Genomic DNA, 25,083 nt, shown 5'->3' on the forward strand with positions numbered 1-25,083 from the left:
TGGAGAGCATTCAATGGTCACGGATAACCCGCCATACTTTTTCAGCGAAACTCAAACCGATCGCACGCAGCTCAGCAAGCGCCAACGCGCACGCAACTTTACCCTCAAGGACCTTGACTGGTTCGACGCGGTCTATCTGGCCACCGATGCGTTGCGGCGGGCACAAACAGTGCCGATGCACGTCCAAACCCTGCGACTGAATGTACCCGGTCAACAGGCTATTGAACTGGCGGGCGCCTTCGTCATGAGCCCCGCTCCGGAAGGCGGGGTGGTGCTCTATACGCCAGTTCGCGGTCTGGAAAAATTGCCCAGCCATGAAGCACTCACGACGCAACTGGGTGCGAGCCTCAAAGATTCGTCGCAGCGCCAAGGGTTGCTCGATTACCTTTCCATCTCCCAGCAACACGTCCTGACGCCCACTGCGAACCCGACGATTACCGCGCATACCCTGGGCGGCGCTGTCTTCGAAGCACAACAAACGACTCTCGCCAGCAACCTGCTGGATAACGCCCGTCTGATGCGCGAGGAACTGCTCAAGCTGCCCAGTTTCACTTCTTTGCTGGATGACTACATTTCCACGCAGCTGGCGCAGTCCTTTGCGGGGGTCGATCAGCACCGAATCCAGGTGCAAACTTATGTGATCGACACATCCAGCGAATCAGGCGATGCCGATAGGCCAACGTTGCGGCACACGACCACCCGCACGTTGAGCGAAACCATCCTCCGGTATTTCGTCAACAATGGCTGGCCTGAGGGTGAAACCCGGCGCTACGTTGATCCTCAACGCGCGCCTGGCAATCAGCAGCCTGCCCAGGAGGCTGACGATCAGTTGCGTTGGGAAGTCTCCGTGCAAGGATTGGCGCGGGGCTTGAAAGCCCATATGAAGCAACAGCCCAGGACATTTTGGGCGCAGCCTGCTTCCACCGGGGTCTCACGGCTGCAACTGTTTACTCAAGCCATGGCCAGTGCCTTTTTCACGGTGGTGCTGGATCAACAGCAGCAAACTGCGATTACGGTTGACCAGCGTTTGCAGCTACAGGCCTTGCCGCTCAAGGCTGCGCTTGCCGCGACCACGCCGGCGCCCGCCGTTGCTGTTGAAAAGGCGCAGTTGCAGGCGCCTGGACAGTCCCCTGTCGAGCTGGCATCAACACTCATCATCAGCCATAACGAAAGTGACGATGGCTCGCCCTGGCTGCTCTACACCCCCCACCAGGGCTTGCAATCGTTTACTGCGCTGGATGCGCTGAAAACCCACCTTCTCGATAGCCTCAACCCGCGGCAGCACGCCGATGCCTGGAGAAATCATCTGTCCAGGTCGCAACGCCTTAACGAAGCCGATCTGTCGGCCTGCGATCTCACCAAAGCTCCGATCACGGGGGTTATTTTCGACAGCATCATGGCGGGCATTATTGAAAAACAAGGCAGCAACCTTGAGTACGCTCTTGATCAATATCGCCTGAGCCAGGGCACGATGGACCTCGATGCGCTGGTCGATCATGTGCTGGATGTGCGTGGCATGACCGATCCGAAATTACTCACCTTCGACCCCATGGGCCGCTGGAGTACCCAGTTGGCAAGTACCTGGACAGCGGCGGCGACAGAACCCAGAGTTCCGCCAACGCTCTCTGCACTGCGCACCGCTGTGCAATTGCTCGAAAACGTCAACGTTGAAATCGAACGACACCTGGCGTGGCGCCCCTCGCTGGAGAATTCCGCTACCACCTATCTCAACACCAGGCTGCACGCTAAACATCAACACATGCAGGCTGCATGCCTCTCCGTGCGTCGATACAGCACGCCCTCCAATAACACCGACACACCTCGACTGCTGTCATCGAGCAGCATGGTCGACTATTTTCTGGCGCGGTTATGTGGCGATGTCGGTTCACTGAACGACCCGTTGAACACTCACGTTTATTCAATCACTTCTGACGAAACCGCCACCAGGATTTCAGGCTTGGACATCACCGACTTCAATACGCTGATCGACAGTGCAGTCGATGGTTTCAAGCCGTATCTGCGCAGAACCCACAGTGCGTACCCCAACATGGAGCCCTTGCTGAGAAAAGCAATGGAGATGGGCTTGACCGGGGAAATGCAAGTCAGGCTGTGGAGCAACGCGTTATTGCCCCTCGACTATGAAGTACTCTCAACCCTACTGGGTATTTACGCCAGAGACTTGCGCCCGAGTGTCAACGGGTTTCGCCCTGATGCGTTTGCATTGGCGATCACACCCACTGGGCAAACTACCCGGCAGGTACTCACTCACTGTTTCATGCTGACCGAGCGCGGCGGGCTTGACCCTCAATATAGCGGTCGTGCGCTGCTCTGGACGCCCGCGTTGGGACTGGAGAATTTCCGTTCACTGAGCCACTTCAAAGCAGAGGTGGAGCGACGCCTGGCAAGCCCGGACGAGCGACAGGCTTTCCTGGAGAACCTGGCGCAACCGGACTGGCACGCTCATCCGTCCTACGCGCTCAGCTCCCTTGAGCTGGTCGAAGACAACCTCGTCGAATACTTGCAACGATCCTATGCGCAACACAAAGACCGTGAGCTGGCGCGAATCCTGTCCATGGAACTCTCGCTGGAACAGTTACGTAAGCTTTGGCAGGTTCAAGCCACACAAGACCTGGCGCCCACCAACCTGCAGCGTGCCATGGACATGGTCCAGGCCATGATCGTACAACATGGTTTGCAATGGTTGGGCAACGCCAGCGCTGTCGATCAACAGCTCTATGCCGAGTTGCTGGAGCAGTACCGAAACAATGTCATCGACAATCAGGATTACCTGCACGGGATCGACTCGCTGGCTCGGTTCACGCACGACAAACTCAGCGGTGTGCTCAAGGACATCGACGATCAGGCCGGCATTACACCGGATGACGTCGAAGTCGGGCTGCCGGTTGCGGGCAGTACGCCTGCCCGCAACCAGTCACTGCTGGACTACGCCTTGAGCCATCAATCGTTTTGGAACGATGAGGTGCCGCTGTTCGCCAGCACCGGTAAAACGCCATTGCCCTCTGCCCTCGATGCACAGACGCTGAAAGCGCGGATACAGGCGCTGAACATCAATGGGGCTTATCAGACTTACATCAAAGGGTTACTGGGCCCTGTCAGCCCGGATTTTGAGCAACGCGCGACGCGATTCGCCAAGCAACTGCCGTGGCAACTGATGCAATACGCTCATGGCATGATGTTGCAAGGCCGGCTTTCACCGGCGGCCTTCGGGCTCATTCAACAGGTCATGGACATGCCCGATGCTATCGCCCGGGCGACAGTGGTGAACGCCAACGCCATGATCCGCCCTTTGGGGCTGCTGGTGGATGACGGGAAGAAGACCATCAGGATTCCCGGGGCTTATTTGATCGGTCCCGCCTCAGGTGACACGGGACCTCTTGTCCTTTACGCCCCCTATAGCCCAGGCTACACCCTCAAGGAATATACCGTTGAGACCGCACTGCGTGCTGAGCTGACAGCCAGCGGCGCCTTACAGCGCTGGGTTCGGCTGCTGGTCCCGGCTGCTGACCTCACTGCACTCACCAGCGCACTGGAGCAACCCCAAGCCAGCGCCGCCCTCCAGTTGGCACGCAACCCTATCAACAGGCCTTTGTTCAAACAGTTGTATACCGACAATGTCGAGCTGCTGACGACGCTGCTGGGCTGTCAGAAAACGGCCAATGCAGGCACTGCCTGGGATACGGCCAAGGCCGTGTTCTCTGAGGGTGTGCAGCAGGCCATCGTGTTTTTTGCCGGGAAACTGGCTTACCCCTTGGTGGTCTGGCAGAGCTTCAAGCTATTCAAAGCGTCTGCCGAAGAGCTGCAAAGCCATCAATGGCATGAGGCGCTTGGTCATTTTATCGGCGGTGTCGCCTTGCTGGCCGGTTTGCGCACTTCCATGCCTCCCGTATCAGAGGGCGGCATGTCCCCGGCACACGAGCCGATCCCGCCGCCTTCCACATCTGCGAGCTCTGTGGTGTCCTGGCCCGCGCTGGACATTACCGCTGCGCCGCGTACTCGGCTCCAGCGTTTCGAAGTCCTTGAGCCGAGCTTGGCCAGCCTGATTAACGATACCTCACTCAACCTCTACCAATCGGCCTCTACCCACTATTACGCAGCAGTGGCAGGCAAAGTGTTCCAAGTCATCAAGCACGACCTGGGCTGGCGGATCACGGGTGATGGAGAGGTCGGCCCACAGGTGCACAGCAACACCCGACAACAGTGGATGCTCAGCAGCACTGACCCATTGCTGACGGGGCGACGAGCCATTGCACGACTGACCAATCGCTTCTATTCCGAGCCATTTGCGCGTCCCAGCATGAATATATTGGCCAGCGGCATGCGCCAGATTCGCGCGCTTTACGCTCAGGAGTCGTTGATGATTACCGAGGCACTGGCACTGGCCACGTTTTATGCAAGGAACGCCCAGGAAAACCTGCGCCTGCTCGCACAAACACCCCTGGCGGCACCTGATGTCGCCAAACGAATCAAAACGTTTTTCGACTTGCAGACCATCGAGGCTGAACACCTTCAAAAAATTCAGGCGATCGTCGACACGGTCTGCAGCGCGTTGATGGAGCCCTCGTTGATCGGCGCGGACTCAGCGCGATTTGTCATTGGCCACTCGCGGATACCGGCACTTCAGGGGGCCTACAAGGTGATGGCTTTTACGATCGTCCCCGACCCCCTGCAACTGGTGTACTTGACCGAAGCGTTCTTCAACCCGGGTCTGCAATACGATCATTTGTTGATAAAACCCTTCCATGTCAACGTCCACGCCCGTGCGACCACCCTCATTCACGAAATCACGCATCATGTCTGTGCGACGTTGAACTTGGCTTACGTGCAGTCCACCCATCCCTTCCATGACCTGATTGACCCTCAAACCCCCGCGGGCAGTAAAACCAAAGCGGCCCTGGAAAACCGCCAGCTTTCAAGTTTGTCGCTCAGCACTCCGACGCAGCAGCTGTTTCAGGTGGTCGATATTGCAACTGGCCTCAAAACCGATCCCGCCAAGGGCTCGTCGACACAGTCTGTGCTCGACCGGCTGCTCACTGTCACCGGCACCCAAACCCTTGCCGATGCCCGGCAGATTTTCCGTACCGATCCGCTTAAACGCATCCTTACGGTACTGAGCAACGCCGACTCCGTCGCTTACCTGGTTGCACAGCTGGGGCGTCGAAAAGAGAGACCTGTTGGCCTGACCAGCGATTCGCCCTGATTCTTCGCGCACGCCATATTCCGTTTTTGTGGGGCTCGGACACCCGGCCGGTCATCCAATGGTCATAAACCAGACGGAAGGCATATCAGCATTCTAAAGTTGCGAGGCACTGGGCAGATAACCCCTATGTCGTCTATATCCGCAACACTGTTCAAGGATCGAACCCATGACCCAGCGTCAATCCGTCCGCATTTCCCTTCCTGGTTCTCCGCGTTTTTGCTGGTTTGCTCTGATCCCGGTAGTGCCTGCCGTCGTGTGGTTGCTGGTGCAGTCAGCCTCCACAGCCAATCTGGTGGCGTGTGCGGTACTGGTATTGATTGGTTTGGGTGCCTGTGCCTGGAGCACAGGTTCGCAGGGCAAGGCTGTGTTGCGCGCGATGTCGCGGGCGCAGGCGGATCAGTCAACGGTGGACGCAGCGCGCAACGGCGTGGCTTCTCGCGCACAGCTTGATGAAGTGTTGCTGGGCGCCATGCCGATCTGGGCCAAGCAGGTGGAAAGCTCGCGGCATCAGACTGAAGAAGCGATTGTAAGCCTGGCCAACCGTTTCACCGGGATCGCCGCGCGATTGCAGGAAACGGTACAGGCGTCGCAGCAGGCTGCCGGCGAACTGGACGGGCAGTCCGCCGACGGCGCGCTTGAGGTGCTGGCGCGCAGTGACAGCGAGCTGAGCCAGGTGATCAACTCGCTCAAGGCCACTCAGACCAGCCGTGACCAGACCCTGGCCCAGGTCCGCAGCCTCACCGCCTATACCAAGGAACTGCGCGCCATGGCCGCCGACGTGGCGGCGATTGCCGCCCAGACCAACCTGCTGGCCCTCAACGCCGCCATCGAGGCGGCCCGTGCCGGCGAGGCAGGGCGCGGCTTTGCGGTGGTGGCCGATGCGGTGCGCAGCCTGTCGAACAAATCCAGTGAAACCGGCCAGCAGATGTCGGCCAAGGTCGACATCATCAATAACGCCATCACGCAGTTGGTGCAGGCCGCGTCCAGCAGTGCCGACCAGGACAGCCACTCGGTGGCCGAGTCCGAAAACAGCATTCAACGCGTGCTTGAGCGCTTCCAGAACATCACCGGGCGCCTGGCCGACTCTGCCGACCTGCTCAAACAGGAGAGCTACGGCATCCGTGATGAGATGACCGAAGTGCTGGTCAGCCTGCAATTCCAGGACCGGGTCAGCCAGATCCTCAGCCACGTGCGAGACAACATGCACGCCTTGCATGACCACCTCCAGCAAGCCAGCCAGGCGCCGGACCAGGCCGTGGGCGTCGATGCCCGGCAGTGGCTCGCGCGGATGGAAGCCACCTACGCCACCGACGAGCAACGGCGCCTCCATCACGGAGCGGCGGCCGCGCAGCAGAACTCTCAAGACATCACCTTCTTTTAGGAGCACACCATGGCAAAGAATGTATTAGTGGTCGACGACTCTAGCAGCGTGCGGCAAGTGGTCGGCATTGCCTTGAAAAGCGCCGGCTATGACGTCATCGAGGCCAGCGACGGCAAGGATGCCCTGAGCAAGCTGACCGGGCAGAAAGTGCACTTGATCATCAGCGACGTGAACATGCCCAACATGGACGGCATCACCTTCGTCAAGGAGGTCAAGAAGCTGGCCAATTACAAGTTCACCCCGATCATCATGCTGACCACCGAGTCCCAGGAGTCGAAGAAGGCCGAGGGCCAGGCCGCCGGCGCCAAGGCGTGGGTGGTCAAGCCGTTCCAGCCTGCGCAGATGTTGGCAGCCGTGTCTAAACTCATCCTGCCCTGATTCCCGGCGCCAGGGAGGTTCCCATGCCGATAACCACCGAAACAGTCGACGACACTGCCCGCGTGCGCATTGACGGCGAGCTGACGATCTACACCGTAGCGGAACTGGCGGGTGCGCTGCTGCCGCAGATGGGCGCGGCACCGCGCCTGGAGCTGGACCTGTCGGAGGTCACGGAAATGGATGGCGCCGGCTTGCAGTTGCTCGCGGTCATCCAGCGTGAAGCCGGCATCGCCGGTACAGCCTTGAGCGTGACCGGCCAGAGCCAGGTGGTCATGCAGGCGCTCCAACTGTGTCGCAGCGCGGCCTCATAGTCAGCGCTTCCCACGTTTTTTGATCGACAAGGAAGGTCCCGGTGAGCATCAATCTCGATCAGGCACAGCAGACATTCATCGTTGAGGCACGCGAGCTGTTGCAGGCCATGGAGCAATCCCTGCTGCAATTGGAAAGCGAGCCCGACGACCAGGACGCCATTGGCGCGATTTTCCGCGCCGCGCACACCATCAAGGGGTCGGCGGGCCTTTTCGGGCTGGCGTCGATCGTGGGGTTCACGCATAACGTCGAAGACGTGCTTGACCGCCTGCGCGAAGGCAATGTGGTGGTGGACGCCGCATTGATCGCGTTGCTGCTCAAGTGCGGCGATCACATGCTCGAACTGGTCGAAGTGGTCGCCAACCGCGGTGAGGCGCCGACGCCTGCCGCTCTGGAGCGCGGTGAGGCATTGCGCGAGGCGCTGAGTGCCTATCAGCCGGTGCGAACCGCTGCTGCCAGCGTTGCAACCGCTGAGGTGGCCGACGACGCGGCGGCCGAAGTGCTCTGGCACATCTGCCTGCGCTTCGGCGTGGACGTGTTCCGTAATGGCATGGACCCGCTGTCATTTTTGCGCTACCTCGAAACCATGGGGCAGATGGTGCAGGTCACCACCCTGACCGACAGCATCCCGCCAATGGACACCTGGGACCCGGAAAGCTGCTATCTGGGTTTCGAGATCGACTTACGCTCGACAGCCAGTCACGCCACCCTCAACGAAGTGTTCGACTTTGTGCGTGACGACTGCGAGGTGCACATCAGTGCGGTGGACGAAGCGCCTGGGAGCACTGCGGTCGTTGCTGGCGAACGGGTCACCCAGGCAGAGCAGGGCCTTGTGGCGACGACACCGCAGCGTTCTGTCGCCGCCAGCGAGGCGAAACCGCGCGACGGCAATTACGTGCGGGTCAACGCCGACAAGCTCGACGAGCTGATCAATCTGGTCGGCGAACTGGTGATCGCCAGTGCCGGCTCAAGCCTGCTGGCCCGCTCCTGTAACAACGACCCCTTGCAAGAGGCGACCTCGACGGTATCGGCGCTGGTCGAAGAGATTCTCGATGGCGCTCTGCACCTGCGCATGATCCCCATTGGTGACACGTTCAACCGTTTTCGCCGTGTGGTGCGCGATATCAGCCAGGAGCTGGGCAAGGACATCGAGCTGATCATCAGCGGTGCGGACACCGAACTGGACAAAACCGTGGTCGAGAAAATCGGCGACCCGCTGATGCACCTGCTGCGCAACGCCATGGACCACGGTATCGAAAGCGCCGAGGCACGGCGTGCGGCCGGCAAGCCGACCAAGGGCCACCTGAGCCTCAATGCCTACCATGACTCGGGGAGCATCGTCATTGAAATCGCCGACGACGGCGCCGGGCTCAACCGCGAACGCATCCTGCAAAAGGCCCAGGAGCGCGGGTTAGTGGCCAGCGGCGCAGTACTGACCGACCAGGAGATCTACAACTTGATCTTCGAAGCGGGTTTCTCCACCGCCGAGGCGGTGACCAACCTGTCCGGGCGCGGCGTCGGCATGGACGTGGTCAAGCGCAACATCACCTTGTTGCGTGGCACCGTCGACCTGGACAGCCGCCCCGGCGAGGGCACGGTGGTGCGCATCCGCTTGCCGCTGACCCTGGCAATCATCAATGGGTTTCTGGTCGGCATCGACCAGTCCACCTACGTGATTCCCCTGGACATGGTCCAGGAATGTATCGAACTGGACGAAACCCGGCGCCAGTCCAGCCACGACAACGGCTATCTGGACCTGCGTGGCGAGGTCTTGCCGCTGGTGGACCTGCGCGACCACTTCAGCCACGAAGGCGCAGCTGCACGGCGCCAGAACGTGGTGGTGGTGCGCTACGCCGAGCACAAGGCCGGGCTGGTGGTGGATGACCTGCTCGGTGAGTTCCAGACCGTGATCAAACCGTTGGGCAAGCTGTTCGGCGCGCTGCGCGGCATCAGCGGCTCGACCATATTGGGCAGCGGCGCCGTGGCCCTGATCCTGGATGTACCGGCACTGCTCAACCAACTCGTACAACTGGAAGCCCGCACGCCCCAGGCGCCTCAATCGCCGCCGGTCGTTGTTCGCTGACGCATAAGCAATTCCATGGAGGTTCCCCGATGAAATGGTTCTACGATCTTAAAATTTCCACCAAGTTGATCAGCTCGTTCCTGGTGGTCCTGGCGCTCACTGCGGCCATGGGCGGCTTTGCCATCCTCCAGCTCGGTGCGGTCAACCATGCAGCCCAGGACATCAAGGGCAACTGGATGCCTTCCATGCGCGCAGCGGCAGGCATGCGTTTTTTTGCCGCCAACTATCGCTTGAAAGAAAACCGCCACCTCGCGACCGAGATCGCCGAGGAAAAGGCCCAGGCCGAACGTGAAGCCGCCGACGCGCGCCAACAGTTCGAAACCCGCATGGGCACCTATGAGCAGTTGCTGTCGAACGATGAAGATCGCCAACTGCTGGCCAGCGTGAAAAGCGCGTGGGACGCGTACCTGGCGAGCAGCAAGCAAGTGCTCGAGTTTTCCCGGCAGAACCAGGAAGTCCAGGCGCGCGGCTTGCTCAGGGGCGAGTCCAAGGGGCATTTCGATGAAGTGACCAGCCGCCTGCAAAAAATGGTCGAGCTCAATGACGCCGGCGCGACGATGGCGGGTGACAAGGGTGCGGCGCTGTACGAAAACGCACGCCTGTCCATCATCGCGGTACTGGTCGCGGCCTTGTTGATCGGCCTGGGCCTGGCGGTGTTCATCGCCCGGATTATTTCCCGGCCACTGAGGCAGGCCGCAACCGCCGCCGAACAATTGGCCGAAGGCAACCTCAGCGCCCACATCGAACCGGGTGCCAAGGATGAAACCGGCATGGTGCTCAACGCCATGCGCAACATGGTCGGTAAGCTCGCGCATATCATCGGCGAAGTGCGCAACGCCGCCGATAACCTTGCCAGCGCCTCCGAACAGGTCAGCGCCACCGCGCAGTCGATGAGCCAGGCCACTAGCGAGCAGGCCGCCAGTGTCGAGGAAACCAGCGCCTCGGTGGAACAGATGAGCGCCAGCATCAACCAGAACACCGAGAATGCCAAGGTCACCGATGGCATGGCGAGCAAGGCCGCCAAGGAAGCCACCGAAGGCGGCGAATCGGTACAGCAGACCGTGGTGGCGATGAAGAAAATCGCCCAACGCATCAGCATCATCGATGACATCGCCTACCAGACCAATCTGCTCGCCCTCAATGCCGCCATCGAGGCCGCTCGGGCCGGTGAGCACGGTAAAGGCTTCGCCGTGGTGGCCGCTGAAGTGCGCAAGCTGGCCGAGCGCAGCCAGGTCGCGGCCCAGGAAATCGGCGAGCTGTCGTCCAGCAGCGTGGACATGGCCGAGAAGGCCGGCAAGCTGCTTGACGAAATGGTGCCGTCCATCAACAAAACCTCCGACCTTGTGCAGGAGATCAGCGCCGCCTCCGAAGAGCAGGCCGCCGGTGTCGGGCAGATCAATACGGCGATGACCCAGCTCAACCAAGTGACCCAGCAAAATGCTTCGAGCAGCGAAGAACTGGCGGCCACGGCCGAAGAAATGAGCAGCCAGGCCGAGCAATTGCAACAAGCCATGAGCTTCTTCGTACTGGATTCAACCCCAAAAGCCGCGATTCAAAACAGCAGCGTCGACAGCCCCGGCAGCAAGCCCGGCCGTCAGCCACCGCGCCCGAAATCACCGGCACCGCGCAAGGCCTTCGCCTACAACATGGCCAGCGCACCTGACGAATCGGACTTCACCCGTTTCTGATCCCTCGATCGATACGGGCCTACAAGGAGAGTGACATGGGCGCAGTGATGACGACTCGGCATACCGCGGTTGCGGTGGATGAGGACGCGCAATACCTGACCTTCATGCTCGGCGGCGAAATGTTCGCCATCGGCATTCTGGGCATCAAGGAAATTATCGAATACGGCAGCCTGACCGTGGTACCGATGATGCCGGCGTTCGTGCGCGGGGTCATCAACCTGCGCGGCGCGGTGGTGCCGGTGGTGGATTTGTCGGCGCGTTTTGGGCGGGCCAACTCGACGATCACCCGGCGCTCCTGCGTGATCATCATTGAGGCAAATACCGACGATGGACGGCCTCAGGACATCGGGTTGCTGGTCGACACCGTGTCTGCCGTGCAAGAGATTCCGGCCGCGCAGATCGAGCCGCCACCCAGTTTCGGCGCGCGGATTCGCGCGGATTTCATCGGCGGCATGGCCAAGGTCGACGGCAAGTTCGTGATTGTGCTGGAGGTGGACAAGGTGCTGTCCATCGATGAGATGTCGAGCCTCGCCGAGGGCGGCCAGGCGGCGGCCCTCGACCTCGATCCGCGTTGAGTCCCGACCATGCCAGATACCGCCTCCATCGACGATCGTGAATTCGGCCAGTTCCAGAGCTGGCTGTACCGCGCGGCCGGCATCAACCTGTCGCCGGCCAAGAAAGCCCTGGTGGCTGGGCGCCTGTACAAGCGCCTCAAGCACTACGAGCTGCACAGCTACGGCGAGTACTTCAAGCTGATCATGAATGACCAACGCAAGGGCGAGCTGCAGGTTGCGCTGGATTTGCTGACCACCAACGAAACCTATTTTTTTCGCGAGCCCAAGCACTTCGACTTCCTGCGCCAGCAGGTGCTGCCCAGGGCCGCACCGGGCAAGGTATTTCGCGTGTGGAGCGCGGCCAGTTCCTCGGGCGAAGAACCCTACAGCCTGGCAATGACGCTGGCCGAGGGCCTGGGCACCACGCCTTGGGAGGCGGTTGGCTCGGATATCAGCACTCAAGTGCTGGCCAAGGCGCGCAACGGCCACTACGCCATGGAGCGCGCCGGGACGCTGCCCCAGCCGCTGCTGACCAAGTACTGCCTCAAGGGTATTGGCCGCCAGGAGGGCACCTTCCTGATCGACAAGGCTTTGCGTAACCGCGTCAATTTTGTGCAGGTCAATCTTAACGAAGCGCTGCCGGCCCTTGGCGAGTTCGAGGTGATCTTCCTGCGCAACGTGATGATCTATTTTGACCAGCAGACCAAGAGCCAGGTGGTCGCGCGCCTGTTGCCGCTGCTTAAACCCGGCGGTTATTTCATCATCAGCCACTCCGAAAGCCTCAACGGTGTCAACGACACCTTGAAGCTGGTGGCGCCGTCGATTTACCGCAAACCATGAAAAAACCAGTCGGTGTAGGCGAAGTGGTGTTGGCGCCTGGGCAGGTCAGCTTTGCGACGCGGCCGACGCGCCTGCGCACCTTGCTCGGTTCCTGCGTGGCGATCACCTTCTGGCACCCGCAACGACAGATCGGCGGCATGTGCCACTTCATGCTACCGGGGCGCCTGCGCATTCATCAGCCGCTGGATGGCCGCTATGGCGACGAAGCCCTGGAACTGCTGCTGCGCCACGCGCAGGCCAATGGCACGCGTGCGCAGGATTACCAGGTCAAGTTGTTCGGCGGCGGTGAAATGTTTCCCGATCACCAGCGGCGCCTGCCGATTCACGACGTCGCCAGCCTGAATATTCGCGCGGCGCTGGCCCTGGCCGAACGCTATCAATTGCACCTGACGGCCCAGGATATGGGCAGTACCGGTTACCGCACGATCATGTTCGACCTGTGGAACGGCAACGTCTGGGTCCGGCACCAACCTATGGGAACACTTCAACAAGATGCCTACCAAAAAAATCAGTGTGCTGCTGGTCGATGACTCGGCCGTCGTGCGCCAGGTACTGCTGGCGATTCTCGCTGACACGCCGGATATCCATGTGATGGGGGCCGCCTCCGACCCGATTTTCGCCATGGACAAACTCGCCCGGGAATGGCCGGATGTGATCGTGCTGGATGTGGAAATGCCGCGCATGGACGGCATCACCTTTCTCAGGAAAATCATGAGCGAGCGGCCGACGCCGGTGGTGATCTGCTCGTCGCTGACCCAGAAAGGCGCGGAAACCTCCCTGCAGGCGCTGGCAGCAGGCGCTGTGGAGATCATTACCAAGCCCACGACCGGCTTGAAGAATTTCCTGATCGAATCGGCGGCCGAGTTGGTGGCGGCGATCCGTGCCGCGGCTAATTCCAACGTCAGGAACCTGGGAAAGCGCAGCGTCAGCCCGGCCCAGTCACCTTCACCGGCACCGGCCGGCAAGCTCAGTGCGGATGCCATTTTGCCCGCCGCCAATGGCCAGGCCATGGCGCACACCACCGAACGCATTGTCGCCATCGGCACCTCCACCGGTGGCACCCAAGCGCTGGAGGCGGTGCTGACGGCGCTGCCGCGGGTATGCCCGGGCATGGTGATCGTGCAGCACATGCCGGAAAAATTCACCGCCTCGTTTGCCGAGCGTCTCAACAGCGTCTGCGAGATCGAGGTGCGCGAAGCGCGTAACAATGACCGCATTCTGCCCGGCCTGGCCCTGATCGCTCCCGGCGGCAAGCACCTGATGGTCACCCGCAGCGGCGCCTATTACCACGCTCAGGTCATTGACGGGCCGCTGGTCAACCGGCACCGGCCTTCAGTGGATGTGCTGTTTCGCTCGGTGGCCAAGTTTGCCGGCAGGAACGCCACGGGCATCATCATGACCGGCATGGGCGACGATGGCGCGCGCGGGCTCAAGGAGATGCTTGACGCCGGTGCCGCCACGGTGGCGCAGGACGAGGCCAGTTGTGTGGTGTTCGGCATGCCCAAGGAGGCGATCAAGCTCAACGCCGCCCAGCGCATCATGGCGCTGGGGGATATTCATCGGGCGATTTTGCATAAGTGAATGTGAGTTCCAGGCTGCATTGGTCGCCCATGGCACTCTAGGTATCTACACAACTTTGGTGCGATGCCGGATCTGTGGTGAGGGAGCTTGCTCCCGATGGCGGACTTGGAGCCGACCGGGATTTTGTGTCGATCCTGGCCCAAAAGTGGGAAGGGGCTTGCCCCCGATGGCGGCCTCAGAGCCGACCGGGATTTTGTGTCGATCCTGGTCCACATGTGGGAGGGGCCTTGCCCCCGATGGCGGCCTCAGGGCCGACCAGGATTTTATGCCGATCCTGGTCCAATGTGGGAGGGGGCTTGCCCCCGATGGCGGCCTCAGAGCCGACCAGGATTTTGTGTCGATCCTGGTCCAAATGTGGGAGGGGGCTTGCCCCCGATGGGGGCCTCAGGGCCGACCAGAATTTTGTGCCGATCCTGGTCCAATGTGGGAGGGGGCTTGCCCCCGATGGCGGCCTCAGAGCCGACCGGGATTTTGTGTCGATCCTGGTCCACATGTGGGAGGGGCCTTGCCCCCGATGGCGGCCTCAGGGCCGACCAGAATTTTGTGCCGATCCTGGTCCAATGTGGGAGGGGGCTTGCCCCCGATGGCGGCCTCAGGGCCGACTAGGATGTTGGATCAGATCGAGTACATATCCGTTTCTGCGGTCACGGCTGCTATGGGTTCCGCCCTTACGGCGGCTCACTTTTGAAAAGCGCAAAAGTAAGCAAAACGCTCTTGCCCCACCACTCGGCACCTCGCCTAGGCTCGGTGTGCCCGAACGCAGGCTTGAATCCGTGGGCCGCCGCAATGGGCCATCCCTGGCCCAGTGCGGCTAACCCGGCGTCCTGCCGGGTTGCCCACGGATTCAAGCCTGCGTTCGGCCAGCGTGGTTTAACGGGGCGCCTGAGATCAAAAGCAGATCAAGATCAAGAGCGGCTCGCTTCGCATCGTGGTTACGTTTGGGCGCTACAGGGTTTTGTCGATACCTGTGCCCATAGCACCGTAGCGGCAATTGGGGCCGTTCGGCATCGGCGTCTTTTACGGCACCAATTCAGCGTCTGACACACCGTATTCGTCCAACGAATACAGCAATGTTCCGTACCCCAGTTGCTCGTAACCGCCGCTGCCAGGGCCATAATCGCCGCCGCCTCCTTCAACCTGGACCTTATTCACCATGGCTTTCATATTCGGCGCGCTAAGGCTTTTGCGTACGACGTAGTGGTTGTATAGCAGCTCCCATATCGGACGGATTTCGCCGCGATGGTTGGCCGAGATGATCCTCTGTTTGAGCGCGCCGTTGAGCACAGGGGTAAACGGAACATCGTGGCCCAGGTTGTACTGGGCCACATACTCGGCGCCTTGCAGTACGCGGTTGTTCTGGTAGCCGAACAGGTCGTCGCCCTGGTTCCAGGCCATCTGGCAGAAACTGCCGAGCAGGGCGATGTCGAGCAGGGCGTGAGCCTGGTCACGCCCGCTTTCCTGGACTTGGCCCAGGCCATTGCCGTAAAGCTTCCAGACCGCGTGTTCGATGGCGCCGTTACCGCTGCCGTGCTTGAAGTAGTCGACGGCCTCGTTGTAGAGGTCGCGGCGATCCGTCAGTACGCCGATGGCCAGGATAGCGTTCATGTTGGCCAGGTCCCAGCGGGCGCCGTGACGATCAGCCGGGCTTCCATCGTGGTGCAGCAGGAAATCATGACTGATGGGATAGAACACGTTGAGCAGCATGCTTTGAAATCGATGAAAGTCCGCCGTCTGCCATTTCGGGTAGCTGCGCAATAACTCGGCGGCGTTGGCCAGTTGATAACCAAACAAGCCTGCCTTCAGGAACTTGTCGGGTTCGTCCCTGATGGCGGTAAGCGTGGAAGACCACTGGTTCAAAATGCCCACGGCCTTGTCGGCATAGGCGGGGTCTTGCGAGATCTGCCAGCGCAGGGCCAGTGCGTAGGCTGCGGCGGCGTCGTTGAACAGCGTGCTGTCGTTATTTATGCCTGCTGAAGTGCGGTACACCACGGGCACTGGATTAGGCTGCCAGGCCAATGATGCATGCGGATTGGCGATCAGCTTTTGCCAGCCGGCCAGCCACGGCGGGTTCTGGTTGGCCAGTTTTTCGCGTATTCGCGTGAAGTCCGTCTCGGTCTGGAGCAGGCCAGGGTGGACGAATGCATCGGCAGGCAGGGCGGAGGAAGCTTGACCGTCGATACTCATCGCCAGCGCGCCGAGCAGCACGGCTATTCTGGTGAGGTGTTTGAAAGAAATCATCGTGTGTTCGACCTGATGTGTCCAACCTTATGTGGCGTAGACAGCCATACGGACAGGGCCAGGTTTGGCCCCCGGGATGAAACAGCTGGCGCTTGAATGGAGCCTGTCAGGCGAGTTGATAGGCTTGGACAGCGATGTGCTGGTGGGCATAGGATCGGCTCGCGAAAGTCGGGCACAGGGCAATACTGGCAGCGGACTTTCAATAAACCGTTCGTAAATTATCAAGGTTTCATCAAGAGGCTTCTTTGTGTCAGGAAAACGTATCCTCATTGTCGAAGACGACGCCGACAGCGCCAGCATTCTCGAAGCCTATCTGCGCCGCGATGGCTATGAGGTGGCCCTGGCCGAAGACGGCCAACGCGGTCTCGACCTGCACAAGAGCTGGCAGCCCGACCTGATATTGCTCGACGTGATGCTGCCGCGCCTGAGTGGCACCGAGGTGTTGTCGGCGGTGCGCCGCAGCAGTGACACGCCGGTGATCATGGTCACGGCCATGGGCGACGAACCGGAAAAGCTCGGCGCCTTGCGCTACGGCGCGGACGACTATGTGGTCAAGCCCTACAGCCCGCGCGAAGTGGTGGCGAGGGTGCAGGCGGTGCTGCGCCGCACCACCGGCAACCAGCCGGTGGCGCAGCTGTTGCGCCATGAAAACCTGCGGGTGGATCTGGTTGCCTTTACCGCAGCCATCGAGCAAGGCGATGCGCCAGCGCAATGGCTGGACCTGACGCCCACCGAATTCAAGCTGCTGGTGACGTTGCTCCAGACCCCGACTAAGGCCTTCACCCGTGACGAGTTGCTGGAAATCTGCCTGCCGGAAAGCGAAGCCCTGGCCCGGGTCGTCGACACCCATGTGCACAACCTGCGCCGCAAACTGGAAACCCATGGCATCGCCGGGGTACTGGTGACGGTGCGTTCCATTGGCTATCGGTTCAGGTAAACCCATGCCGGATAAATCGCAGATCAACGACAAACCGCTGTGGCGCTGGATCGGCATGCGCATGAGCCTGCTGGCGATCGGCGCCGTGGTGGTGATCTCGGTGTGCATGTGGCTCAACATCACGCTGTCGGATCGGGATTTTGTGCAGCACCTGCCGCCGGGGCTGCGCGAAGAGCTGCATCAACTGCGTGCCGATCCAGGACTCAACGAGGCGCGCTTGCGTCAATTGGTGGCCCAGTACTACCCGCTGGACTATTTCCAGCCGGCCATCGCCAATCACGACTGGCTGGTACTGGCTGGCCTGGTGCTGGTCGCCATCCCCATCATCATTGCCTGCGGCCTGTGGTTTTCGCGGCCGTTGTCCAGTCAGTTTTCAGCGGTTGCCCAGGGCGCCAGGCGGGTCGCCGGCGGGGACTTCCTGACGCGTCTGCCGGTGCACCGCAATGCACCCGACGAGCTGCAGCGGCTGGTCAGCGACTTCAACAGCATGGGCACGCAACTGGAGCGCTATGAGCGTGACGTGCGTGAGTCCAGCGCGGTCATTGCCCACGAACTGCGCACGCCGTTGAATGCCGCCATGGGGCGCGTGCAGGGTATGCTTGACGAGGTGTTCCCCAGCGATGCCGCGCAGTTGGGCATGGTCAAGCGCCAGCTCGATCAACTGAGCAAACTGGTGGATGACCTGCACCTGTTGTCGATGGCCCGGGCCGGCCGGTTGGTGCTGGAGCGCAGCGATTTCTCCCTGAAGGCCCTGGTGGCCGAACGGTTGGCCTGGTTTGAACCGCAATTGGATCAGGCCGGCGTGCGCACGCAGGTCAGTATGGACGATGGACTGCGTGTACATGCCGATCGCGATCGCCTGGGCCAGATCATCAACATCCTGGTGGATAACCTGCTGCGTTATGCGGCTGGCGGCGGTGAATTGAATATCATGGCGCGCCAGGTCCAGGGCCTGGTGGTGATTGAAATCGGTGACCGCGGCCCGGGTATCGACGCCCAGCACCTGGACAGCGTATTTGATCGCTTCTGGCGGGCGGAACGCTCCAGGGCGCGTTATTCGGGCGGCAGCGGGCTGGGCTTGTCCATCGCCCGGGCGATCTGCCAGGCCCACGGCGGCGCCATGACGGCCAGTAACCTGGCCGAGGGTGGCGCGCTGATCAGGGCGCAGTTTCCGGTGTAGGGCAGACTCGGCGTAACATGAGCCTGAGTTCATGCCCTGCTTGCTCTTGCCCACTCGCCGAGACCCTGCCTATGAGAGACCTGCCGCCGACCGCCACCTTGCGCGCATTTGAATCCGCCACGCGGCATCCAACCTTTACGGCCGCCGCCCAGGAACTGCATGTGAGCCAGAGCGCGGTCAGCCACCAGCTCAAGCACCTGGAAACATTGTGGGGGCTGGAACTGTTTGAACGGGGTCAGCCGCTGCGCCTCACCGCAGCGGGGGCTAAGCTGGCGCCGATCGTGCGCGAATTTTTCATCAGCCTGGCGGCGACCCTGGGCGATCTGCGCGAGCAAAAAGGCCGGGTGCGACTCAGTGTCAGCACCACCTATTCGTTCGCACTGAAATGGCTGCTGCCGCGCTTGCCGAATCTGGCCCGCCAGCACCCGGAGCTGCTGGTCTCGCTGGACACCACCGACAAGATCATCCACTTCTCTGGGGGCCAGGCGGATGTCGCGATTCGGCTGGGCAAGGGCAGTTATCCCGGGCTGTATTCAGAGTTTCTGTTCGGCGAGCAGGTATTTCCGGTGGCCAGCCCCGACCTGCTGCAACGCCTCGGCACACCACGCGATCCGGCTGACTTGTTGCGCTTGCCGCTGCTGACCCGCGACGGTGCCGAACTGGTGCCGAAGTGGGAGGCCTGGTTTCAAGCCGTCGGACTGGTGTTTTCGCCGCTCAGGGAAAGCGTCAGGTTCGGTGACAGCAACATGACGGTCGAGGCCGCCTTGCTCGGCCAGGGCGTTGCGTTGGTGCGCAGCGGCCACGTGGAAAACGAAATCAGCGATGGCCGTCTGGTGCGGCTGTTCGATGTGCATTTCCCTTCGCCGCTGGCTTACTACTTCGTGTGCCCCAAGGGCATCGAGGCGCAGCCGCACATCCTCGATTTCCGGCACTGGTTGATGGGCGAGGCGCTGAGAGTGCAACAGGCAGCTCAGTAGGGTATGAGTATCCGTTCATGCTGCAATGAGCAGACTTCGCTGTCGTTCCAAGGCGGGGCTGCCTAAGATGGCGCATGCCTATCCATCTTGTTTGCCTGGTTCTTTTCGCCGCGCTCCTGCACGCCAGTTGGAACGCGCTGCTGCGTGGCGGTGCCGACCGGCTGTGGTCGATGACCGTGATGTGCATCGCCATTGCCATCACCTGTTGCGTCGCCGCAGCGTTCATGCCGGTACCCGCGTCGGAGAGCTGGGCGTATGCGCTGCTCTCGGCATTACTGCATGTCGGCTACAACCTGTTCCTGGTGCGCAGCTATCGAGTCGGTGACCTGGGGCAGATCTATCCCATTTCCCGTGGTTCGTCACCGGCCCTTATCACTCTCGGTGCTGCCGTCTTTGCCGGCGAGCGCATTGCCCCTGGCGAGTTGCTGGGTATCGCGCTGGTCTCTGGCGGGATCATTTCGCTGGCGTTCAAGGGCCGCAGTCTGTCGGTTCCCAGCCTGCCCTATGCGCTGGGCACCGGCTGCTTCATCGCGGCCTACAGCGTCGTCGACGGCATCGGTGCCCGGCTCTCCGGCGCGCCGCTGGCTTACACCGCATGGATGTGTGCCTTGTGGGGCGTGCTGATGCCGCTGGTGTACATCGGCCTGCGCGATGCCCGCAGCCTGTTCTGCGTGCGGCCCGGCACGTTGACCGCTGCGCTCGGCGGGCTGGTCTCCTTGCTGGCCTATGCAATCGTTATCTACGCCATGAACGAAGCACCCTTGGGCGCGGTATCGGCCTTGCGCGAAACCAGCGTGCTGTTTGCACTGTTGATCGGCTACCTGTTTCTTGGCGAGACGCTCACCCTACGCCGGATTCTGGCGTGTGGGGTGATCGTCGCCGGCACCCTCATCATCGGTTGATACAGCCACTAACGCAGGAGATCATCTAAATGGATAAGGTCATACAGGCACCCCTGATCCTGATCACCGGAGGCAGTCGCGGCGTGGGCGCAGCCACCGCTCGGCTGGCCGCCGCCAAGGGCTATGACGTCGCTATCAGTTACGTTGCCAACGAACCTGCGGCATTGGCGGTGGTGGCGGATGTGCAGGCAGCGGGGCGCAGAGCCCTGGCCGTGCAGGCCGACAGCGCAGACCCCGAACAGGTCGCGCAGTTGTTCGCGGCCATCGACCGCACGTTCGGGCGCATCGATGTACTGGTCAATAACGCCGGGGTGCTGGCGACCCAGTCGCGCCTGGAGGACCTTGGCTTTGAACGCATGCAGCGCATCTTTGCGGTCAATGCCATCGGCCCGATGCTCTGTGCCCAGCAAGCGGTCAAGCGCATGGCCTACCGGCACAACGGGCCGGGCGGGGCGGTGATCAATGTCTCTTCCGGCGCGGCACGCCTGGGCAGTCCCAACGAATACATCGACTATGCCGCGTCAAAAGGCGCCCTGGAGACGTTTACCATCGGGTTTGCCAAGGAAGTGGCGCGCGAGGGGATACGCGTCAACTGTGTTCGACCCGGGCACATCTACACCGATATGCATGCCAGCGGCGGCGAGCCGGGCCGGGTGGATCGCGTCAAGGACTCGATTCCCATGGGGCGCGGCGGCCAACCAGAGGAAGTGGCACGGGCCATTCTCTGGCTGGCCGGCGCCGAAGCATCGTTCGTGACCGGCACATTCCTTGACGTGACGGGAGGCAAATGAGCCGGCGGGCGCGTTCGTCTCGTTTCATGCCCGAAGGTCATGAAGCCTGTCAGTAGCAATTTGTTACGAAGCAATCACGGCAAAATGCCAGTTTGCGCGGGAAAAAGGGGGCAAAAACACGCCTGCCATGGATTTTTCATAAAATCGTAACAAACCTGCTGCACAGTCCCGGGAGCCCGAAATTACACCACGGAGTTCCTGAATGAAAAGCTTGATGAAGTCTGCTGCACTCGCCGTCGCGGTTTCTCTGAGCGCCACTTCGGTGTTTGCTGCCGAAAGCATCCGCCTGACCGGTTCCGGCGCCAGTTTCCCGGCCCCGATCTACCTCACCTGGTTCAAGGATTTCAGCAAGAAAAGCGCGGGCGTCACGGTTGACTACCAGTCCAAGGGGAGCGGGGCGGGGGTACAGGACTTCCTGAACAAGACCGTTGACTTCGCCGCCAGTGACTCCGCAATGAAAGACGAAGACATCGCCAAGGTGGCCGAGGGTGTGCAACTGCTGCCGATGACCGCCGGTGAAATCGTGCTGGCCTACAACCTGCCGGGCAACCCGAAGGGCCTGAAGCTGCCGCGCGATGTGTACTCCGATATTTTCCTGGGCAAAATTACCCAGTGGAACGATCCCAAGATCGTCGCCGCCAACCCGGATCTGAAACTGCCGGCCACGCCTATCACCGTCGTGGTGCGTGCCGACTCCAGCGGCACCACCGCGGTATTCACCAAACACCTGGCGGCGATCAACCCTGGCTTCAAAGAGGCGTTGGGTGAAGGCAATACCGTCAACTGGCCTGCCACCGACAAGTTCATCAAGTCACCCAAGAACGATGGTGTGACCGCCACTGTACGCCAGACTCCAGGTGCGATTGGCTACATCGAATACGGTTTCGCCAAGCTGGCCAAGGTCGACTTCGCCCAGTTGCAGAACAAGGCCGGCCAGTACGTCGTACCCAATGCCGAAAGCGGTGCAGAAGCACTGGCCGCAGTGAAAATGCCGGAAAGCCTGGTGGCCTGGCTGCCGGACCCGGACGGTGCCAAGTCCTACCCGATCACTTCCTACACCTGGATGATTTTCCGCAAGGACAACGGCAACCCGGCCAAGGCCAAGGCCATGCGTGAAATGGTCGAATACAGCCTGACCGAAGGCCAGAAAATCGCTGACTCCATGGGCTACATCCCGCTGCCGCCTTCGGTAGTCGAGCAGGTTCGCAAAGCTTCCGCCAACATTCAGTAAGGCTTGCCAGGCCGCGCCCGGCATAGGCTTGCCCGCCATGCCGGACGCGTTCCCCCCTTGTTCCGGAATCAGCCAATGAACTCACCTTTTGTCGTACCGGTTAACCCGGACTCTGCGTGCCGGCCACCGTCCACGAAGGACTTTGTGGTTGACCGCACCTTCCGTGCCCTTGCACGCATCGGTGTGGTGCTGATACTGGCGCTGGTTTTCGCGCTGGTGTTCGAAGTCGGACGCAAGGCACTTCCCGGCATGGAAAAGCACGGTTTTGACGTGCTGCTCGGCAGTGTCTGGGATGTGAACCAAGGCAAATACGGCATTCTGCCGGCGATTTGGGGCACGCTGTACAGTGCTTTCATCGCGTTGCTGATCGCAGGCTTTTTCGGCGTCAGCATGGCGATTTTCCTGACTCAGGATTTTTTGCCGGCCAAGCTGGCTGCAGTGTTTCGCACCATCGTCGAGTTGCTCGCCGCCATCCCCAGCGTCGTTTACGGCCTGTGGGGGATCTATGTGGTGATTCCGGCGATTCGCCCGCTCACGGCGTGGCTCAACAGCGAGCTTGGCTGGATCCCGTTTTTTGGCACCTCCCTGAGTGGGCCGGGCCTGCTGCCGGCCGCGTTGGTATTGGCGATCATGATTCTGCCGACCATCGCCGCGGTTTCCCAGGACGCCCTCACCGGCGTGCCGATGAAAACCAAGCAAGCCGCCTACGGCATGGGCACCACCCATTGGGAAGCGATTCTCAAGGTGATGGTGCCATCCGCCGCCACCGGCATCTTCGGTTCCCTGGTGCTGGGCCTGGGCCGCGCCCTGGGTGAAACCATGGCCCTGGCCATGCTGGTGGGCAACGCGAACAATATCTCCCTGTCGCTGTTTGCACCGGCCAATACCCTGGCGGCCTTGCTGGCGCTGAACTTCCCCGAAGCCGGTCCGAACGAGATCGAGGTGCTGATGTACGCCGCACTGGTCCTGATGTTCATCACGCTTCTGGTGAATATCATCGGTTCGATGATCATGGTCTACGCCCAACGGGGGACTAAACAATGACTGACCTCTCTTCCCCAATCACCGCGATGCCGAGCCTGCAGCGCCGGTTCGAAGGCCGTGCCCTGCGCAGCCTGGTGCTGACCAGCCTGGTGTGGTTCGGCGCACTGCTGGCCGCCGTGCCGCTGATTTCGGTGCTCTACATGCTTATCACTCGGGGCGGCGCTCGCCTGAGCCTGGAGCTGTTCACCGAGTTGCCACCGACCGGGTTCGAGACCGGCGGTGGCTTCGGCAACGCCATGGCGGGTACGTTTGTCATGGTTGGTATCGCGGCTGCCATCGCGGTACCGGTCGGCATCCTGGCTGCTGTGTTCCTGGCTGAACTGGGCCCGGACAGCAAACTGGCGAACGCTGCGCGCTTTGCCGCCAAAATGCTCACTGGCTTGCCATCCATTCTGGCCGGGGTGTTTGCCTACGCGTTGGTGGTGATGACCACCGGGACCTACTCGGCGCCGGCAGGTGGCGTGGCGCTGGCCGTGCTGATGCTGCCGATCGTGGTGCTGACGGCCGAAGAGTCGATGCGCATGGTGCCCAAGGTCATGAAGGACGCTGCCTACGGCATGGGCTGCACCCGTTCGCAGGTGATCTGGAAAATCGTCCTGCCCACCGGCCTGCCGGCGATTCTGACCGGCGTCATGCTGGCCGTGGCGCGCGCTGCTGGCGAAACCGCGCCATTGCTGTTCACCGCGCTGTTCAGCAACTACTGGATCTACCACGACGGCAACCTGGCTGTCATGAACCCGACAGCCTCGTTGGCCGTACTGATCTACAACTTCTCCGGCATGCCTTTCGACAATCAGCTTGAACTCGCGTGGGCGGCCTCGCTGGTGCTGGTGATGATTGTGCTGGTCGTGAACGTCGTGAGCCGTATTTTCGGCAAACCCAAGTACTAAAAGCGGGAGCACCTGAATTTTGAACATATCCACTGCGCAAATAGCCGCTCCGTTTGTGACCGAGTCGCCTGTGGTCATGGACTGCAAGCTGGACAAGATTTTCTACGGCAACTTCATGGCTGTGCGTGACAGCCACGTGCCGATCGAGAAAAACAAGATCACCGGTTTCATCGGGCCTTCCGGCTGCGGCAAAAGCACCGTGCTGCGCAGCCTCAATCGCATGAATGACCTGGTCAAAGGCTTTCGTTTCGAAGGGCATGTGCATTTTCTTGGCCAGGACGTGTACGGCAAGGGCGTCGATCCGGTGGTGGTGCGTCGTTACATCGGCATGGTGTTCCAGCAGCCTAACCCGTTCTCGATGAGCATCTTCGACAACGTCGCCTTTGGTCTGCGCCTCAACCGCTACAAGGGCGACCTCGGCGACCGCGTCAAACACGCACTGCAAGGCGCCGCCCTGTGGGACGAGGTCAAGGACAAGTTGAAGGTCAGCGGTTTGTCGCTCTCCGGCGGCCAGCAGCAACGTCTGTGTATCGCGCGCGCTATCGCCACCGAGCCGGAGGTGTTGCTGCTGGATGAACCGTGCTCGGCGCTCGACCCGATTGCCACCCGTCGCGTCGAGGAGCTGATGGTCGAGCTGAAGAAGGATTACACCATCGCGCTGGTGACCCATAACATGCAGCAGGCGATCCGTGTGGCCGATACCACAGCGTTTTTCTCGGTGGATATTTCCCAGGGCACGCGCACCGGGTATCTGGTCGAAATGGGCCCGACCACGCAGATCTTCAGCAAACCACGCGAACAGATGACCGAAGACTACATCAGCGGCAAGTTCAGCTGAGCAACACCGCCGGCCTCGGCCGC

General features: G+C 61.1%; 20 protein-coding genes. 19 read left to right on the forward strand and 1 reads right to left on the reverse strand.

The features are described from left to right. The first annotated feature begins 13 nt into the window (after window positions 1-13). From MRY17_RS09525 to MRY17_RS09570, 10 genes are all read left to right on the forward strand, one after another. Window positions 14-5,218: a dermonecrotic toxin domain-containing protein gene (locus MRY17_RS09525; RefSeq protein WP_243353630.1), complete on the forward strand. Its 5,205-nt coding sequence runs from the start codon at window positions 14-16 to the stop codon at window positions 5,216-5,218. Between the two features lie 469 nt (window positions 5,219-5,687). Further along, window positions 5,688-6,599 (forward strand): methyl-accepting chemotaxis protein, encoded by a 912-nt coding sequence (locus MRY17_RS09530; RefSeq protein ID WP_375154658.1) that lies wholly within the window; start codon window positions 5,688-5,690, stop codon window positions 6,597-6,599. Between the two features lie 9 nt (window positions 6,600-6,608). Further along, window positions 6,609-6,977, forward strand: a complete 369-nt coding sequence (locus MRY17_RS09535; protein WP_010446480.1) for a response regulator — start codon at window positions 6,609-6,611, stop codon at window positions 6,975-6,977. 23 nt (window positions 6,978-7,000) lie between these two features. Further along, entirely contained in the window at window positions 7,001-7,288 is a 288-nt protein-coding gene (locus MRY17_RS09540; protein ID WP_104502457.1) for an STAS domain-containing protein, read from the forward strand. A 41-nt stretch (window positions 7,289-7,329) separates the two neighbouring features. Further along, window positions 7,330-9,369 (forward strand): chemotaxis protein CheA, encoded by a 2,040-nt coding sequence (locus MRY17_RS09545; protein ID WP_191953464.1) that lies wholly within the window; start codon window positions 7,330-7,332, stop codon window positions 9,367-9,369. Between the two features lie 29 nt (window positions 9,370-9,398). Beyond that, entirely contained in the window at window positions 9,399-11,057 is a 1,659-nt protein-coding gene (locus MRY17_RS09550) for a methyl-accepting chemotaxis protein (protein ID WP_243353631.1), read from the forward strand. Window positions 11,058-11,092: 35 nt separating this feature from the next. Next, window positions 11,093-11,632, forward strand: a complete 540-nt coding sequence (locus tag MRY17_RS09555; protein WP_065952851.1) for a chemotaxis protein CheW — start codon at window positions 11,093-11,095, stop codon at window positions 11,630-11,632. A 9-nt stretch (window positions 11,633-11,641) separates the two neighbouring features. Continuing rightward, complete coding sequence (locus tag MRY17_RS09560) at window positions 11,642-12,451, forward strand: CheR family methyltransferase (protein ID WP_243353632.1); 810 nt, start codon at window positions 11,642-11,644, stop codon at window positions 12,449-12,451. Then, window positions 12,448-12,981, forward strand: a complete 534-nt coding sequence (cheD, locus tag MRY17_RS09565; protein WP_181283190.1) for a chemoreceptor glutamine deamidase CheD — start codon at window positions 12,448-12,450, stop codon at window positions 12,979-12,981. Before MRY17_RS09560 ends, cheD begins: the two co-directional genes overlap by 4 nt. After that, window positions 12,944-14,032, forward strand: coding sequence for a protein-glutamate methylesterase/protein-glutamine glutaminase (locus tag MRY17_RS09570; RefSeq protein WP_243353633.1), 1,089 nt, complete (start codon window positions 12,944-12,946; stop codon window positions 14,030-14,032). The genes cheD and MRY17_RS09570 overlap by 38 nt, the downstream gene beginning before the upstream one ends. A 1,017-nt stretch (window positions 14,033-15,049) precedes the next feature. Here MRY17_RS09570 and MRY17_RS09575 read toward each other — a convergent pair. After that, the gene (locus MRY17_RS09575; RefSeq protein ID WP_181283583.1) at window positions 15,050-16,270 is read right to left on the reverse strand and encodes an alginate lyase family protein; all 1,221 of its coding nucleotides are present in this window, start codon (window positions 16,268-16,270) and stop codon (window positions 15,050-15,052) included. A gap of 247 nt (window positions 16,271-16,517) precedes the next feature. Here MRY17_RS09575 and MRY17_RS09580 point away from each other — a divergent pair, with 247 nt between their 5' ends. From MRY17_RS09580 to pstB, 9 genes are all read left to right on the forward strand, one after another. Beyond that, window positions 16,518-17,207 carry a response regulator gene (locus tag MRY17_RS09580; RefSeq protein WP_124423179.1) on the forward strand — a complete coding sequence of 230 codons (690 nt, stop codon included), beginning with the start codon at window positions 16,518-16,520 and terminating at the stop codon, window positions 17,205-17,207. Window positions 17,208-17,211: 4 nt separating this feature from the next. After that, window positions 17,212-18,387: a sensor histidine kinase gene (locus tag MRY17_RS09585; RefSeq protein WP_243353634.1), complete on the forward strand. Its 1,176-nt coding sequence runs from the start codon at window positions 17,212-17,214 to the stop codon at window positions 18,385-18,387. Window positions 18,388-18,458: 71 nt separating this feature from the next. Then, window positions 18,459-19,364, forward strand: coding sequence for a transcriptional regulator GcvA (gene gcvA / locus MRY17_RS09590; protein WP_124423181.1), 906 nt, complete (start codon window positions 18,459-18,461; stop codon window positions 19,362-19,364). 74 nt (window positions 19,365-19,438) lie between these two features. Beyond that, window positions 19,439-20,266, forward strand: a complete 828-nt coding sequence (locus MRY17_RS09595) for a DMT family transporter (RefSeq protein WP_243353635.1) — start codon at window positions 19,439-19,441, stop codon at window positions 20,264-20,266. Window positions 20,267-20,295: 29 nt separating this feature from the next. Further along, a complete protein-coding gene (locus MRY17_RS09600) occupies window positions 20,296-21,057 on the forward strand; it encodes an SDR family oxidoreductase (RefSeq protein ID WP_243353636.1) in 762 nt (253 codons plus the stop codon). A 202-nt stretch (window positions 21,058-21,259) separates the two neighbouring features. Then, entirely contained in the window at window positions 21,260-22,288 is a 1,029-nt protein-coding gene (pstS, locus tag MRY17_RS09605; protein ID WP_057725519.1) for a phosphate ABC transporter substrate-binding protein PstS, read from the forward strand. 75 nt (window positions 22,289-22,363) lie between these two features. Then, window positions 22,364-23,332, forward strand: a complete 969-nt coding sequence (gene pstC, locus MRY17_RS09610) for a phosphate ABC transporter permease subunit PstC (RefSeq protein WP_057725518.1) — start codon at window positions 22,364-22,366, stop codon at window positions 23,330-23,332. Beyond that, on the forward strand, window positions 23,329-24,222 hold the full coding sequence (gene pstA, locus MRY17_RS09615) for a phosphate ABC transporter permease PstA (protein ID WP_181283578.1): 894 nt from the start codon (window positions 23,329-23,331) through the stop codon (window positions 24,220-24,222). Before pstC ends, pstA begins: the two co-directional genes overlap by 4 nt. Window positions 24,223-24,298: 76 nt before the next feature. Continuing rightward, the gene (gene pstB / locus MRY17_RS09620; RefSeq protein ID WP_219915468.1) at window positions 24,299-25,060 is read left to right on the forward strand and encodes a phosphate ABC transporter ATP-binding protein PstB; all 762 of its coding nucleotides are present in this window, start codon (window positions 24,299-24,301) and stop codon (window positions 25,058-25,060) included. The last annotated feature ends 23 nt before the right edge of the window (window positions 25,061-25,083 follow it).

The sequence above is a fragment of the Pseudomonas orientalis genome (assembly GCF_022807995.1).
Lineage (GTDB): Bacteria > Pseudomonadota > Gammaproteobacteria > Pseudomonadales > Pseudomonadaceae > Aquipseudomonas > Aquipseudomonas orientalis_B.

Coding starts and splice junctions, on each gene's coding strand:
- MRY17_RS09525 (WP_243353630.1), top strand. CDS start 14: ATGGTCACGGATAACCCGCCATACTTTTTCAGCGAAACTCAAACCGAT.
- MRY17_RS09530 (WP_375154658.1), top strand. CDS start 5,688: ATGCCGATCTGGGCCAAGCAGGTGGAAAGCTCGCGGCATCAGACTGAA.
- MRY17_RS09535 (WP_010446480.1), top strand. CDS start 6,609: ATGGCAAAGAATGTATTAGTGGTCGACGACTCTAGCAGCGTGCGGCAA.
- MRY17_RS09540 (WP_104502457.1), top strand. CDS start 7,001: ATGCCGATAACCACCGAAACAGTCGACGACACTGCCCGCGTGCGCATT.
- MRY17_RS09550 (WP_243353631.1), top strand. CDS start 9,399: ATGAAATGGTTCTACGATCTTAAAATTTCCACCAAGTTGATCAGCTCG.
- MRY17_RS09555 (WP_065952851.1), top strand. CDS start 11,093: ATGGGCGCAGTGATGACGACTCGGCATACCGCGGTTGCGGTGGATGAG.
- MRY17_RS09560 (WP_243353632.1), top strand. CDS start 11,642: ATGCCAGATACCGCCTCCATCGACGATCGTGAATTCGGCCAGTTCCAG.
- cheD (WP_181283190.1), top strand. CDS start 12,448: ATGAAAAAACCAGTCGGTGTAGGCGAAGTGGTGTTGGCGCCTGGGCAG.
- MRY17_RS09570 (WP_243353633.1), top strand. CDS start 12,944: ATGCCTACCAAAAAAATCAGTGTGCTGCTGGTCGATGACTCGGCCGTC.
- MRY17_RS09575 (WP_181283583.1), bottom strand. CDS start 16,270: ATGATTTCTTTCAAACACCTCACCAGAATAGCCGTGCTGCTCGGCGCG.
- MRY17_RS09585 (WP_243353634.1), top strand. CDS start 17,212: ATGCCGGATAAATCGCAGATCAACGACAAACCGCTGTGGCGCTGGATC.
- gcvA (WP_124423181.1), top strand. CDS start 18,459: ATGAGAGACCTGCCGCCGACCGCCACCTTGCGCGCATTTGAATCCGCC.
- MRY17_RS09595 (WP_243353635.1), top strand. CDS start 19,439: ATGCCTATCCATCTTGTTTGCCTGGTTCTTTTCGCCGCGCTCCTGCAC.
- MRY17_RS09600 (WP_243353636.1), top strand. CDS start 20,296: ATGGATAAGGTCATACAGGCACCCCTGATCCTGATCACCGGAGGCAGT.
- pstS (WP_057725519.1), top strand. CDS start 21,260: ATGAAAAGCTTGATGAAGTCTGCTGCACTCGCCGTCGCGGTTTCTCTG.
- pstC (WP_057725518.1), top strand. CDS start 22,364: ATGAACTCACCTTTTGTCGTACCGGTTAACCCGGACTCTGCGTGCCGG.
- pstA (WP_181283578.1), top strand. CDS start 23,329: ATGACTGACCTCTCTTCCCCAATCACCGCGATGCCGAGCCTGCAGCGC.
- pstB (WP_219915468.1), top strand. CDS start 24,299: ATGGACTGCAAGCTGGACAAGATTTTCTACGGCAACTTCATGGCTGTG.